General features: G+C 71.1%; 11 protein-coding genes. 4 read left to right on the plus strand and 7 right to left on the minus strand.

The window, feature by feature from the left end; translation table 11 throughout:
• Positions 1 to 168: 168 nt before the first annotated feature.
• From ACIPJI_RS17740 to ACIPJI_RS17755, 4 genes are all read right to left on the minus strand, one after another.
• Positions 169 to 1,815: an LCP family protein gene (locus ACIPJI_RS17740; protein WP_356625202.1), complete on the minus strand. Its 1,647-nt coding sequence runs from the start codon at positions 1,813 to 1,815 to the stop codon at positions 169 to 171.
• A gap of 93 nt (positions 1,816 to 1,908) precedes the next feature.
• Complete coding sequence (locus tag ACIPJI_RS17745; protein ID WP_402247131.1) at positions 1,909 to 3,684, minus strand: LCP family protein; 1,776 nt, start codon at positions 3,682 to 3,684, stop codon at positions 1,909 to 1,911.
• 222 nt (positions 3,685 to 3,906) lie between these two features.
• Positions 3,907 to 5,484 (minus strand): LCP family protein, encoded by a 1,578-nt coding sequence (locus ACIPJI_RS17750; RefSeq protein WP_402247133.1) that lies wholly within the window; start codon positions 5,482 to 5,484, stop codon positions 3,907 to 3,909.
• A 183-nt stretch (positions 5,485 to 5,667) separates the two neighbouring features.
• Entirely contained in the window at positions 5,668 to 6,420 is a 753-nt protein-coding gene (locus ACIPJI_RS17755; protein ID WP_307706740.1) for a TIGR03089 family protein, read from the minus strand.
• A gap of 138 nt (positions 6,421 to 6,558) precedes the next feature.
• On the opposite strand from ACIPJI_RS17755, the gene ACIPJI_RS17760 reads away from it, so the two are divergent.
• From ACIPJI_RS17760 to ACIPJI_RS17770, 3 genes are all read left to right on the plus strand, one after another.
• Entirely contained in the window at positions 6,559 to 7,935 is a 1,377-nt protein-coding gene (locus ACIPJI_RS17760) for an N-acetylmuramoyl-L-alanine amidase (protein WP_402247135.1), read from the plus strand.
• 113 nt (positions 7,936 to 8,048) lie between these two features.
• Entirely contained in the window at positions 8,049 to 9,140 is a 1,092-nt protein-coding gene (locus ACIPJI_RS17765) for a sugar phosphate nucleotidyltransferase (protein WP_402247137.1), read from the plus strand.
• Positions 9,141 to 9,149: 9 nt separating this feature from the next.
• Positions 9,150 to 10,157, plus strand: coding sequence for a DNA-3-methyladenine glycosylase 2 family protein (locus ACIPJI_RS17770; RefSeq protein WP_356625194.1), 1,008 nt, complete (start codon positions 9,150 to 9,152; stop codon positions 10,155 to 10,157).
• 39 nt (positions 10,158 to 10,196) lie between these two features.
• Here the strand turns inward: ACIPJI_RS17770 and ACIPJI_RS17775 are convergent, their stop codons facing one another.
• The 3 genes from ACIPJI_RS17775 to ACIPJI_RS17785 are packed head-to-tail and all read right to left on the minus strand — an operon-like array spanning position 10,197 to position 12,973.
• Positions 10,197 to 11,495: a coenzyme F420-0:L-glutamate ligase gene (locus tag ACIPJI_RS17775; protein ID WP_402247139.1), complete on the minus strand. Its 1,299-nt coding sequence runs from the start codon at positions 11,493 to 11,495 to the stop codon at positions 10,197 to 10,199.
• Positions 11,492 to 12,448, minus strand: coding sequence for a 2-phospho-L-lactate transferase (gene cofD / locus ACIPJI_RS17780; RefSeq protein WP_402247141.1), 957 nt, complete (start codon positions 12,446 to 12,448; stop codon positions 11,492 to 11,494). The genes ACIPJI_RS17775 and cofD overlap by 4 nt, the downstream gene beginning before the upstream one ends.
• A 30-nt stretch (positions 12,449 to 12,478) precedes the next feature.
• Positions 12,479 to 12,973 carry a cysteine dioxygenase family protein gene (locus ACIPJI_RS17785; protein WP_307706733.1) on the minus strand — a complete coding sequence of 165 codons (495 nt, stop codon included), beginning with the start codon at positions 12,971 to 12,973 and terminating at the stop codon, positions 12,479 to 12,481.
• Positions 12,974 to 13,604: 631 nt separating this feature from the next.
• Between ACIPJI_RS17785 and ACIPJI_RS17790 the strand changes: the two genes are divergently transcribed.
• On the plus strand, positions 13,605 to 13,868 hold the full coding sequence (locus tag ACIPJI_RS17790) for a WhiB family transcriptional regulator (protein ID WP_053557226.1): 264 nt from the start codon (positions 13,605 to 13,607) through the stop codon (positions 13,866 to 13,868).
• Positions 13,869 to 13,888 lie beyond the last annotated feature (20 nt).

Below are 13,888 nucleotides of genomic sequence, written 5' to 3' on the forward strand. Positions count from 1 at the left end.
CCGGCTCCAGCCGTCCCCGGGGCTCGCGGGCGATTAGGTTAAGGGGGCGGGGGGGCCCCCCCCCCCGCCCCGCCCCCCCACCCCCCCCCCCCCCCCCCCCCGCCGGGCGGCCCCCCCCCCCCCGGGGGCGCCCCGGCGCTGTCGTACGAGGACGGCCGATGTGCCGGGTCAGATCCGGTACGGCGCGTAGATGTCCATGCAGGCACCCTTGTCGTCGCCCATGACCGTCTCCGTGTTCTTCGGCGGCCCTCCGGCAGGCTCCGGCTTCGGGAACGTGTCCCCGGTCCGCCAGTCCGCGCCGACGATCAGCGTCACACCGGACACCTCGGACGACTTGCGCACCGCGCTCGCCGGGATGCCGAGGGCCGCGGCGACGGCGTGCGCGTCGCCGTCCAGGTCGACGCTCGGGAACAGGACCTGTGTGCGGCTCTCCGCCTCCTGGGTCCCGTCCGTCCTGGCGCCCGTGAAGCCCTGGCCGGTGAGCAGTTCGGCCACGGCGGCCGCTCGGCGGGGAGTGGGGTCCTGGTTCACGCCCGTGCCGTTGCGGACCATGATCCCGATCTCGGCGGGATCGGCGGCCGGATCCTTGGGCGTGGCAGAGGGCTTGGGCTTCGACGTCGGCGCCTTGCCGTCCACCGGAGTGTCCTCCCGCAGCATCTGCCACAGGCGGTCCGCCTCACCGGGCGCCGGCAGCACATGCGCCTTCGGGTTCTGCGGGTCGGGTACGCGCGGCATGGTGAGCATCGCGATCCGGCTGGTGGGCACGTCCTTGAGGGTCATCCCGAGGTCGAACAGCTTCTTGACCGTGCCGATCTCCTCGGAGACCTGGAGCGACTCGGTCGCCGTCTCCGCGAGGTCCATGAGCCGGCCGGTGTCGGTGAAGGCGTTCTGGTCCTTCAGATTGCGGATCACCGAATTCATGTACATGTGCTGCGCCTTGGAGCGCCCGAAGTCGCTCTCGAAGGCATGGCGGGTACGCAGCCACTGGAGCGCCTGCTCGCCCTTGATCGGCCAGGTGCCCGCCTCGAGCCGCAGACCGGAGCCGCCGGGCACGTTCGGTTTGGGGCCGTCGTACACACCGTGCTTCACGCAGACCTCGGCGCCGCCGATCGCGTCGGCCATCGCGACCACGCCCGCGAAGTCGACCATCATCCAGTGGTCGATGTAGACGCCGGTGAGCTCCTGCCAGGTGGCGAGGGTGCAGCCGGGGCCGCCGCGGCCCAGCGTCGCGTTGATGAGGTCACGCGTCGCCGGGAACTCTTCCTCGGTCTTGGGATCGGTGCACTTCGGGATGTCGACCTTGGTGTCGCGCGGGATGGAGACGACCGAGGCGTTCTTGCGGTCGGCGGACACGTGCAACAGCATCTGCACGTCCGCGAGGGGCTTGGCGCCCACACTCTTCTTGGAGCCGCCGAGCTTGAGGTTGGCCGCCGTGTTCCTGCTGTCGGAGCCGATGAGAAGGACGTTCAGCGGGGTCTGGCCGGCCGCGTTCGGGGCGCTCTTCCGCACGTCCGAGTCGGCCGAACTGCGTTCCCCCTTACGGATGTTGCTGTTCAGGTGCTGGTAGTACAGATATCCGGCCCCCGCCGTGCCGAGCACCACCACCGCCACCGTGATCGCGACGCCGCGCAGTATCCGGCGTTTGCCGCGTTTCGCGCGTCGCCGGGGACCGCCGCGCCGGTGCCCGCCGCCGCTGCCGTCTGCCGGCGCGGCGTGCGGGCCCTGTTCGTCGTCGAGGGCCGTACGGCTGCCGGGGACACGGGTCCCCTCGCCGTACAGCCCTTCGTCCCAGCCGAGATCGCCGGGTTCCGCCACGTGCTCCCGGGTCCCCTCCCCACGCACGCTGTTTCTTCCCACCCCTGGGTCCCCCCTGGTTTCAGGCTCGTGTCAGGAGCCGTTCCTCCGGCGTCATCCGGCACAGACCTTCTTGTCGGCTTCGACCTTCTGGATGTCGTCCGGCACCTTCGCCGGACCGGTGATGGGCACCCCTGCGCCCTTGAAATCGGGACCGAGGGTCAGCGTCATCGCTGTCAGACCCTCCGCGTCCTGTGTGCCCGGCTTCAACGCCGCGGCAGGCAGGCCCATCAGGTCCGCGAGTGCGCGGGCCTGGTCGGCCTGGTTCGGTGCGTACTCCAGGGTCGTCCTGGTCACGTCCGCCGGGGCGTTGCCCTTGTTGGCGGACTTGAGGACGCCCTCCGTGTTCTGGAGCCAGTCGAGGGTCTTCTGCGCGGCGCCCGTCGGCCCGCCGCCGTTGAAGACATCGACGCGGACGTCGGACGCCTCGGCCCTGGTGCCCTCGAGAAGGGCGTTCTGCTTGTCCTTGGCCTGCTTCTTCTTCTGTTCGACCTCGGTGAGGGAGACGTCCTCGCGGACCATCGCGAACAGCGACTCGGCCTTGCTCTCGTCGAGCACGACCGTGGCCTTGACCGTCTCCGCCGGGTTGTCCCGCACGGGCACGGTCGCGAAGGTCAGGTTCTTCATGTCGAACTTGCCGAGCTCCAGACCGAGGTCACGGAGCTTCATGATGTCGTTTATCTGGGAGTCGACGGTCAGCGCCTTGGTGCCCGCCTCCGCCAGCTTCACCAGCTTCGTCGGGCTGGTGAGCGTGTCGTTGGACTTCAGCTTGCGCATCAGTGAGCTCAGGAACTGCTGCTGCAGCTTGATGCGGTCGAGGTCGCCGCCGAAGCCCACGGCGTGCCGTGTACGGACGAACGCCAAAGCCTCCTCGCCCTCGATCTCGTGCTCGCCCGCGGGCAGGTCGAGCTTGGAGTCGGGGTCCTTTATGTCCTTGGCGAGGCAGATCGGCACACCGCCGACCGCCGAGGTCAGCGTCTTGACCGCGTTGAAGTCGGCCACCATGAAGTGGTCGGGCTTGATGCCGGTGAGCTCGGTGACCGTACGCATGGTGCAGCTGGGCGTACGGCCCGACTGGCCGAGGCTCACATTGAAGCGGGTGTTCGGCGATCCCGGGATGGTCTTGGTCGACCCGTCCTCCTGCGTGGTCGGACAGTCCGGGATGTCCGTGATCAGGTCACGCGGGATGCTCAGCGCCGTCGCGTTGGTGCGGTCCTTGGACACGTGCAGCAGCACCGTCGTGTCGGCGTGGCCGGCGCTGTTCCGGTCGCCGTAGCCCTCGTTGCCGTCGCCGGTGCGCTTGTCCGTGCCGATGACCAGGATGTTGATCGCCCGGTCCTTGCTGAAGCCGCCGGTGCCGGCGCCGTCGTCGGGGACCGAGGTGATGTTGGAGTTGAGGTGCTCGTAGTAGAGGTATCCGGCCGTCGCCGTGCCCACCATCACCAGCGCGAGGGTGCCGCCCGTCCACAGCAGCGCCTTCTTCTTGCGCGACCTGCCCTGCTTGCGCTTGCGGCGGCCGGCCTGCGCCTGCGCCGCCCGGCTGCCGGACGTGTCACCCGTGCGACGGCTGCGACGCTGCTCGGGGACCTCGGTGCCCGGGGCGGTCGTACCGCGCCGGGCACCATTTCCGGCCGCCGTGTTCCGTGCGGCGGCACCGCGGCTGCCGGCCGCGCCGGCTCTGGTGCTGCTGCGGCCGGAGCCTCTGGCGGAGGGGACCGACTGCGGTGCGGATTGGTCCAGTCGCAGTTCGTAGTTGCCGGTCTGCGGGTTGAGTACCCACTGGTCGGCGGGGTCGATCTCGTCCGCCCGCCCACGGCTTTGCGCATCCACGGTTGCTTGAGTCCTCCGTCGGGTGCCACGCGACGCGCCTCCCCCGGCAGGCGCTCGGTCCTTCGATCCAGCAGTGCGCGACACAGAGTCGGAAGCACCGGATCGCGTCACACTATCCGTCCAGTTCAGCGTCGAGCGACGTCCGTGACAAATTCCACGCCGCTTACAACTGGGCAATTCGCCCAATCCGTCAGCACTCTCTGCTTCCGTTTGGCCATTGCTTTACTCACACATCCCTTCGGCGGCATTGGTACCGGGAAATGTCGGTGTCGCACTGGGGGCGGTGGTCCCGCCGGTCTCGGGTTCCCCGGTGGTTCCCTCGCCCTCGCGCTCGCTGTTCGGTACCACGGTGACCGGATCGTCCTCGCGCAGACTCTTGAAGAGCTGGTCCGCCTCCGGCTGCACGAGTTCGTCCCGGTTGGGATTCGCGGCGTGCGGCTGCCGGGGAACGGTGAGGAATTGGACCTTTTCCGTCGGAATGCTCCGAAGTGAGCGGGTCAGGTCGTAAAGATCCCTCAGTGAGTCGAGACCCGGATCGGTGGTGATGGACTTCGTCGCCGCGTCGAGCACCGGATAGAGCCTCGTCGGATTGAGCAGTACGCCGTTGCTCTGCACCTTCTTGACCAGCGCGCCCAGGAACTGCTGCTGCCGCTCCATGCGTTCGGTGTCGCTGCCGTTGCCCAGCGTCTTGCGCGCCCGGACGAACCCGAGTGCCTCCTCGCCGTGCAAGGTCTGCGGCCCGGCCGGCAGCTTGAGCCGCGCGTCCTTGTCGTCGATCGGCTCCTTCAGGCACACCTCGACGCCGTCCACGGCGTCCACCATGTCCTTGAAGCCGCGAAAGTCGATCACCATGTGGTGGTCGATGCGGACCCCGGTGAACTTCTCGACGGTACGGATCGTGCAGGCCGCCCCGCCGAACTGGAAGGCCCAGTTGAACTGTGCCGTCTGCTCCTTGGAGCGGCTGCCGTCCGGCTTCCCGCAGCTCGGGACGGTGACCAGCAGGTCGCGCGGGATCGACATCGCCGTCGCGCTCTTACGGTCGGCCGCGATGTGCAGCAGGATCGTGGTGTCGGAGCGCTGGCTGCCGCCGCTCTCGTCCCGGCCGTACTTGCTGTTGCCCTCGCCGGCCCTGGTGTCGGAGCCGAGCAGCAGGATGTTCTGCGCGTCGACGGCGAGGGGCGTGGGGCGTTCCTTCTCGTACGTCTCCAGCTCGGCGGCGGCGGTGGTGTCCGTGGTGATGTTGGAGTCGAGCTTGCGGTAGAACCACCAGCCGGCGCCTGCGGCGGCGAGCACGACGAGCGAGGTGCCGAACGCGGCCCAGCGCATCCAGTGCCGTGGCGGCCTGCCTCCAGCCTGACCGTCGTCGCTGTCTCCGCCCTGGCCGTCCCCGCCGTCGTCGCCGTCGCCCGGGCCGCCTCCGCCCGAGGGGGCCGGGCCGTCGGCGCGGGTGCTGTCCGCGTCACCCGTACGGGCACCGTCCGCCGAGGCGGACGGGTTGTCCTGTGCCTCGGGGGCGTCGCCGCCGGACGTGACGTCCGGGCCGGCCGGGGGGTCCGCCGCGTCCTCAGGGGCCTCGGTCTCCTCGGCTTCATCGTCGGGTTTGTCCGCCTCGGGGTCCGCCGTGTCCTCGGCGGACCTGTCAGGGGCGTTGCCGTCCCCCGTGGCGGGGGCGTCGCCCGCTCTCCCGGAGTCGGCCGGGCCGCCGGGCGTGGCGGAGTCGTCCGCGACCGCGGATCCCGCCTTCTCGTCCGCGTCGGCGGACCCCGCGGGGTCCGCCGACGTGCCGGCCTTGTCCGTCACGTGTGCGTCCATCCTTCATGGCGTCGGCGGCACGCTGGGCTGCCGATCGCTGGTCTAGACGGCTGAACCCGGCGCTTGGTTGTGCGTTGAAGCACGCTTGTCGCCGATCATCCACCGGGGCCGCCGCCGGACGGGGAGGGCTCGGCCCGAGTGTGCGCCACACGAGTGGACGCCCCACGCTTGTCATACCGCCGTGACGGTGACCCGCTCGCTCTCGACGCGCTTCGCCAGGGCGTCTTGCGACAACTCGCCGAGATTCCGGCACAGAACGACGGACGCCCCGGCCGCCAAGGGTGCGTACAGCCCCGCGGACAGTCCGTCCCAGGAGTCGTACGACATCCCGGACAGCAGCCGCGACCCCGGCCCGAGGCCCAGCCGCTCCGCGTCCTCCCGCGCCCGCCCGACCAGTTCGGCGCCGGTCAGCTCCAGGTCTCCGACCGTCAGCGCCGGCTCGTCCGGGTCCACCGGCGCGTAGGCGGCGAACCTGTCGCCCTGGCCAGGCACCTCCACCGCGTAGTCGGCGTAGCCGGCCGGCGGGGTGGGGAAGCGGCGCCCCAGCGGTGCGAGGGACAGTGCGATCCGGTCGCCGCCGCAGGCGAGCCCGTCGTCGAACCGGCCGGGCCCCGCCACGACATGGTCCGCGCGCGCCGCGTCGCCGCCGACGTCCGCGATCACGCCCACGGAGGAGCAGGCCAGCAGCCAGACAGCGCTCTGCCAGTGCGCCGGCAGCAGCAGCGCGAGCCGATCGCCCGGCTCCGCGGAGAGGTCGCCCTGGAGCAGATTCGCCGTCTTCGCCACCCAATTGGCGAAGGTGGCGACGGACAATTCGACCCGCTCACCGGTGGCGTCGTCGTAGAAAGTGACCAAGGGGCGCGCGGGGTCCGCGGCGAGCGCGGATCGCAGCAGGTCGGCGGGGGTGCGGTCGCTGGCGTTCATCCGCGCAAGCGTACGCCGCCGCCCGGTGCGCAGGCGGCCGCTCGGGTGACGGTGTCCTCCGGTCGGACCGAAGGGGCGCCGGTCCGCCGGGGGTTTGCCACCGAGCGCGGCCCGCCGCACCGGCCCAGGATCCTTGCCATGCGTGGATACCTGGCTTCTTCCGTCGGAGTGGTGTGCGCGACCGCGCTCGTCATTCCGCTCTCGCTCGCTTCCGGCGCGTTCGCCGCGCCCCTGCCGGCCGCCGCGGTCCCACAAGCACCGGACGTGCCCGGCTCGACCCAGTCCCTGCCACTGAAGGTCATCGGCCAAACCCCCTCGGACCGTTCCGCCGGCGCCCCCGAACTGGGCCTTCCCGAGCAGGACGTCGACCCGTTCTCGCTCGTCGGCGTGGTCTGGGAGGACGCGTTCACCGAACTCCACGGCACCGTCGAGGTGCGCACCCGGGCGGCCGGGTCCGGCGTCTGGACCGACTGGCAGCAGGTCGAGACGCACAACTCGGAGCACGCGGCCGATCCCGGTACCGCCGAGAGCGAGTCGCGCTCGGTACGCGGCTCCACGGCCCCGCTGTGGGTCGGCGCCTCGGACGGCGTGGAGGTACGCGTACGGGCCGAAGACGGCACCTCGAGCGGACTGCCCGAGGGCATGCGCCTCGAACTCGTCGACCCCGGCGAGGATCCGGCCGCCACCGCCACCGCCCCCGACACGGACACCGCCCCCGAACCCGACACCGACATCGCCCCCGAACCCGACACCGACCCGATCGCGGCAGGCCCCGACGCGGAGCCCACCGCCGGCCGTTCCCCGGTCGGCGAACTCGAGATCCCGGCCCTCAACCAGGCCGACACAGAGTCCGAGGCGGCCGCGGCGGGCGACATGCTCGCGGGCGATCTCGCGGCCGGCGCCAAGCCGTACATCGGCCCGCGGCCGCGCATCGTCACCCGCAAGGGGTGGGGCGCCGACGAGTCGTGGCGGGAGAAGAAGTTCGTCTACACGGGCTCGGTGAAGGCCGCGTTCGTCCACCACAGCGCCACCGGCAACAACTACACCTGCAAGCAGGCCCCCTCCGTTATCCGCAGTATCTACCGCTACCACGTCAAGAGCAGCGGCTGGCGCGACATCGGCTACAACTTCGCCGTCGACAAGTGCGGAAACATCTACGAAGGCCGGGCAGGAGGCGTGGCCAAGCCGGTGCTCGGCGCGCACACCCTGGGTTTCAACACGAACAGCACGGGCATTGCCGTGCTCGGCACGTACAGTTCCTCCAATCCGCCGCAGGCCGCGGTGACCGCCGTGGCGAAGCTGACCGCGTGGAAGCTCGGCCTGCACGGGATCAACCCCAAGGGCAAGGTGACGCTCACCTCGGCCGGCAGCGGCAAGTACGCGAAGGGCGTCAAGGTCAAGCTCAACGCCATCTCCGGACACCGCGACGGCTACGTCACGGACTGCCCCGGAAGTCGCCTCTACAGCAAGCTCGGAACCGCCAGAACGGCTTCGGCCAAGCTCCAGGGCCGCTGACGGGGGACGGGGCCGGCCCACGGCGGCCGCACCTCGAGCCGCTGTGAACGCAACTCATAAACTTGCCGGTCAAACGTGACCGAGCCCGGCCCCAGCAGGAAGCAGAGAACGCATTGAACCTGGCCCCAGAAGCGATCCTCCTGGTCGGAGGCAAGGGAACCCGGCTGCGTCCGCTCACCGTCCGCACCCCGAAGCCGATGGTCCCGGCGGCGGGCGTGCCGTTCCTCACCCATCAGCTGGCGCGGGCGCGGGCGGCGGGCGTCGAGCACATCGTGCTCGCCACCTCGTACCTGGCGGAGGTCTTCGAGCCGTACTTCGGCGACGGCTCCGCGCTGGGGCTGCGCCTCGAGTACGTGACGGAGGAGGAGCCCCTCGGCACCGGCGGGGCCATCCGCAACGTCGCCTCCCGGCTGCGGTCGGGCCCCGACGACCCGGTCCTCGTCTTCAACGGGGACATCCTCACGGGACTCGACATCGAGGCCCTCGTCGGCACCCACCGCTCGTCCGGGGCCGACGTCTCCCTGCACCTCACCCGTGTCGAGGACCCGCGCGCCTTCGGCCTGGTGCCGACGGACGGGGCCGGGCGCGTCACCGCGTTCCTGGAGAAACCCCAGACGCCGGAGGAGATCGTCACCGACCAGATCAACGCGGGGGCCTACGTCTTCCGGCGTTCCGTCATCGACTCCATCCCGGCGGGCAGGCCCGTCTCCGTCGAGCGCGAGACCTTCCCGGAGCTGCTGAGCGCCGGAGCCCACCTCCAAGGCATGGTCGACTCCACGTACTGGCTGGACCTCGGCACGCCGCACGCCTTCGTACGCGGCTCCGCCGACCTGGTCCTGGGCCGTGCTCCCTCTCCCGCAGTGCCGGGCAGACGCGGTGACCGGCTGGTGCTTCCGTCCGCGCGGGTGGCGCCGGGCGCGAAGCTGACCGGTGGCACCGTGGTCTGCGAGGGCGCCGTCGTCGGCGAGGACGCAAGAATCGACGGCAGCACGGTCCTGGCCGGCGCGGTCGTGGAGGCGGGCGCCGTGATCTGTGACTCACTCGTCGGCGCGGGCGCCCGCATCGGGGCGCGCACCGTGCTGTCCGGCGTGGTCGTCGGGGACGGCGCTGTCGTGGGGGAGGACAACGAGCTCAGGGACGGCGCGCGGGTGTGGTGCGACGCGGTGCTCCCGGCGGGCGCGGTCCGCTTCTCCTCCGACCAGTAGCCTGGCCGCATGGCAGGGCGCTTCCGACCGGACACGAGCCGCGCCACCGTGCGCGGTGGCGCCACGGGCGTACCCGCGGCGATACCGCGACAGGTCCCTGCCGCGGCCGCCGCCGCCCGCACCCGGCGGTGGACCCCGCCGTGGCCGCTCGACCTCGGACTGGTCCTCGGCCCGTTGCGCCGGGGCCCCGCCGATCCCACCTTCCGTACGACGCCGGACGGCTCGGCCTGGCGGACCAGCCGTACCCCGGCCGGGCCCGGGACGCTGCACGTCGCGATGCGGGCGGGCACCGTCGAGGCCGAGGCCTGGGGACCCGGCGCGGAGTGGCTGCTCGACCGGCTTCCCGAGCTGCTCGGGGCGGCCGACGAGCCGGAGGCCTTCACTCCGCGGCACCGGCTGGTCGCCGCCTCGCAGCACCGGCGGCCGGGACTGCGGCTGGTGCGCACCGGGCTCGTCATGGAGTCCCTGATCCCCTCGATCCTGGAACAGAAGATCACCACGGACGAGGCGTACCGGGCCTGGCGGCTGCTGGTCCGCAAGTACGGCGAACCGGCGCCGGGCCCGGACCAGGGCCTGTACGTCATGCCGGAGCCGCGCACCTGGGCGCTCGTCCCGTCGTGGGAATGGCACCGCGCGGGCGTCGACGACAAGCGCGCGTCGACGATCCTGCGCGCGGTGCGGGTGGCCCGCCGGATGGAGGAAGCGGCGGCGATGGAGCCCGAACAGGCCATGGCGCGGCTGGAGTTGATCCCCGGTATCGGCCCATGGACCTCGGCGGAGGTGATCCAGCGCAGCAACGGCGCGCCCGACGCGGTCACGGTCGGCGACCTGCACCTGCCGCGGATCGTCGGCTACTCCCTGGCCGGTGAACGCAACACGGACGACGCGGCGATGCTGGAGCTGCTCGCCCCCTACGAGGGCCAGCGCCACCGCGCGGCCCGCCTGATCCTGCTTGCGGGACGCGTCCCGCCGCGCCGCGAACCGAAGATGCGCAGGGTCGACATCGCCGCGTGGTGACCGCCGGGCCGGCTGTGTACGGGGTTGCCGGCGGATCTCCTAGCGGACCTCGATGAAAGCGGAGGCCTCCCGTGCCGGACGCGCCTTGGGCGCGGCGGCGGCGTGGCCGATCGCCACGGCACCCATCGGGTCCCATGTCGCCGGCAGCGACAGCACGTCCCGCACCACATCGCGGCAGAACATCGTCGAAGAGACCCACGCCGATGCCAGCCGCTCACCCGCGAGCGCCACCAGGAAGTTCTGCACGCCCGCGCCCGCCGCGACGACGAACATCTCGCGTTCGGCGGCGTCGCGGCGCTCGTCGCCGTAGGTGTGGGCCCCGTCCGTCACCAGACACGGCACCGCCAGGTACGGGGCGTTGCGCAGGACGTCCCCGCGCCGGACCCGCTTGGCGACGGACTCCTCCGATTTTCCGTCGCGGCGCAGGTCCGCGATCCACGCGTCGCGCATCGCGTCCAGCAGGCGGCTGCGGGAGTCGGCCGACTCGAGCAGGACGAAGCGCCACGGCGTCGTGTGATGGGGGGCGGGCGCCGTCACCGCGGCCGCGACCGCGCGCCGCACCGCGCCGCCGTCCACCGGCTCGTCGGTGAACTCGCGGATCGTGCGGCGCTGCGTCACCGCCTCCCGTATCGCCTCCGAGGTGCCCAGCCGGAACATGTCGTCGGCGGCGATCCGGACCAGTGCTCTCGCGTCCTCTTCGGCGTCGCCCACGATGTGCGGCAGGCCGCGGACGACGGCGACCGGCAGCCCTTCGGCCTTTCCCTTCACCAGGTCGCCCGCGGCGGCGAGTTCGTCGGCGGTGGCCACGACGGTGGCGCTGAGGGGATTGCCGTGGGCGTCGGTGCCGCCGCGCAGGTCGTCCAGGACCCGCACGCCCGCCGCGCCGATCGCGATGTCGGTCAGTCCGGTCCGCCAGGGCCGGCCGGAGGTGTCGGTGACGATGACGCCGAGGTCGACGCCGAGCTCGTCGCGCAGCCCTTCGCGGATCGCGCGGGCGGAGGCGTCCGGGTCCTCGGGCAGCAACAGCACTGTGCCGGCAGGAGTGTTGGACGCGTCGACACCTGCCGCGGCCATCACCAGGCCCTGCCGGTTCTCGACGATGCGCAGGGCGCCGCGCCGGGCGACCACCCGTACCGTCTCCGCGTCGATGGCGGCCTCGCGGTCCGTCGCCCGGACGATCCGCCCCTCCGCCTTGCTGACGATCTTGGAGGTGACGAGCAGTACGTCCCCGTCGGCCAGTCCCGGCGAGGTGGCGGCGATCAGCTTGGCGAGGTTGTCACCGGGCCGGACCTCGCCGAGCCCGGGCAGCGCCCAGACCCGGTACGACGCCGGACTCACGCCTGTACCTCCTCGGCCAGCGCGAGTGCCGCCCGGGCCATGTCGGCGGCCGCGTCCACGTCGGTCATCATCAGCGGCACCGCCCGGCAGCGGATGCCCGCCGCCTCGACGGCGGCGACCGCCGGTTCGTCGACCGTGTCGACGAGCCAGCCGTCGAGCAGCCCGGAGCCGTAGTGCTGTGCGACCGCCGCCGCGGTCGCCTCCACGCCCACCGCGGCGAGGACCTTGTCGGCCATGCCGCGCACGGGCGCGTCCCCGACGATGGGGGAGAGGCCGACGACCGGTACGCCCGCCTCCGCGATGGCCTCCCGGATGCCGGGCACGGCGAGGATCGTGCCGACGCTGACGACGGGGTTCGACGGCGGGAAGAGGATCACGTCCGCGGAGGCGACGGCCTCCAGTACTCCGGGCGCGGGCTTGGCCTGTTCGGCGCCGACCGGGACGACCGCCTCGGCGGCCACGGAGGCCCGCAGCCGCACCCAGTACTCCTGGAAGTGGATGACCTTGCGTTCGCCGTCGAGCGTCACGGCGACATGGGTCTCCACGCGGTCGTCGGACATCGGCAGGAGCCGTACGCCGGGGTTCCACCGGTCGCACAGGGCCTCGGTGACGGCGCTGAGCGGGTAGCCGGCGCTCAGCATCTGCGTACGGACGATGTGGGTGGCGAAGTCGCGGTCCCCGAGGCCGAACCACTCGGGGCCGACCCCGTACGCCGCGAGTTCGCTCTTGACCTGGAAGGTCTCGTCCTCGCGGCCCCAGCCCTGCTCCTCGTTGATGCCACCGCCGAGGGTGTACATCACGGTGTCGAGGTCGGGACAGACCTTCAGGCCGAACAGATGGATGTCGTCACCGGTGTTGCCGATCACCGTGACGTCCGCTTCGGGCGCGGCCTGCTTGAGACCGCGGAGGAAACGGGCGCCGCCGATGCCGCCGGCCAGAACCACAATGCGCATGCCGACATCCTTGCAGGTGCCGCCGGGTCGTCAGACGGGAACCGTCTCCGTCGTGCAGCGCGCGGCCGTGTGCATCGGCATCTCGGTCAGGCCCGGGTAGTAGACGTGCAGGCTCACGGCGGGTTCGAGGGAGTCGTTGACGACCTCGTGCGCGTACCCGGGTGCGAAGACCCGCTGCGCACCGGCCGTGAGTGAGCGCTCGCCGCGTGCGGTGCGCTCGGTCAGCTCGCCTTCGAGAACGGTGAGCACACCGGAGGACGGGCCGTGGTCGTGGAGTCCGCTGCCCTGGCCGGGGACCCAGCTGAGCAGCCAGACCTCGTAGCCGGGGCCGGTGCCGAGCCGGTGGTACCAGCGGGTGGTGGCGTCGTATTCGACGAGGTGCGCCCACTGCGCGCGGTCGGCGGCGATGGACCGGGCGAGGCCGGCGAACTCGGCCACGGTGGCCGGGTGCTCACGGGCGGGCTGGAGCAGGTGCTGTACGGCGAGGATGTCGCCGGCGATCTGGAGGTCGCTGTCGCTGTTCATGGGTGCGGGAGTTCCTCAGCAGAAGTGCGGGGATGTCGCAGAGCAGGAAGGAGACGCAGAAGCTGGAGCGCGAGGGCATCAACAGCTGGAACAGCAACAGCAACAGCGCGCCTGGACAGCGCTGCGGAACCCGCGGAGGCGGGTCGCGAGGGGCGCTGTGGTCGCTGGCATGGAATCAAAGGTGACGGTTGCGCTCGTCGACTGTCAACTCAGTGCCCGATTTGGCGGCAATGTTTCACCTTTTCCGGTTACGGAGAACGGAGAAAGGTTTGTGCAGCGGGAGGCGGGGACACATGCGGCAGCAGCCCCGCTTGCAAACGTCATCCGGCCTGAAGTGATCGGACTGTGATCCGGATCGCTTCGCCGGCTCGATCGAAACAAGATCGATGTCCTTGGCGTCTTCCTTTTCGAGGGAGGGCAGGGTGCGGAGCAGGCCGCTGGCATGTGTCACGTTTTTTGGTGATTTGAACACTTTCCGCATAGCCTTGGTTCCGCAGAGTGAATACCGGGCCCAATAGCAGATCTCGGCTTGACTGGCTCGGAGCCACACACTTGTAATTTCACTCGTGTCGTTCGGCCGAAAACGATCGCGGCTACATCACGGGGACGCAAAGACAGACGAGGGGCGCACATGACCGAGCTGTTCGAACAACTGCTGGTCGAGGACGCGGACGAGGAACTCGGCTGGCAGGAGCGCGCGTTGTGCGCCCAGACCGATCCCGAGTCCTTCTTCCCCGAGAAGGGTGGCTCCACCCGCGAGGCCAAGAAGGTCTGCCTCGCCTGCGAAGTCCGCTCCGAATGTCTCGAATACGCCCTGAACAACGACGAGAGATTCGGAATCTGGGGCGGCCTCTCGGAGCGGGAACGCCGACGACTGAAGAAGGCCGCCGTCTGAATCGCCGCCCCGTCCGCCGC

Source organism: Streptomyces sp. NPDC086835 (genome assembly GCF_044745705.1).
Classification (GTDB): Bacteria; Actinomycetota; Actinomycetes; order Streptomycetales; family Streptomycetaceae; genus Streptomyces.

Excerpts from the sequence above, each read along its gene's own strand:
- ACIPJI_RS17755 (WP_307706740.1), bottom strand. The coding sequence starts at position 6,420 with ATGAACGCCAGCGACCGCACCCCCGCCGACCTGCTGCGATCCGCGCTC.
- ACIPJI_RS17760 (WP_402247135.1), top strand. The coding sequence starts at position 6,559 with ATGCGTGGATACCTGGCTTCTTCCGTCGGAGTGGTGTGCGCGACCGCG.
- ACIPJI_RS17770 (WP_356625194.1), top strand. The coding sequence starts at position 9,150 with ATGGCAGGGCGCTTCCGACCGGACACGAGCCGCGCCACCGTGCGCGGT.
- cofD (WP_402247141.1), bottom strand. The coding sequence starts at position 12,448 with ATGCGCATTGTGGTTCTGGCCGGCGGCATCGGCGGCGCCCGTTTCCTC.
- ACIPJI_RS17785 (WP_307706733.1), bottom strand. The coding sequence starts at position 12,973 with ATGAACAGCGACAGCGACCTCCAGATCGCCGGCGACATCCTCGCCGTA.
- ACIPJI_RS17790 (WP_053557226.1), top strand. The coding sequence starts at position 13,605 with ATGACCGAGCTGTTCGAACAACTGCTGGTCGAGGACGCGGACGAGGAA.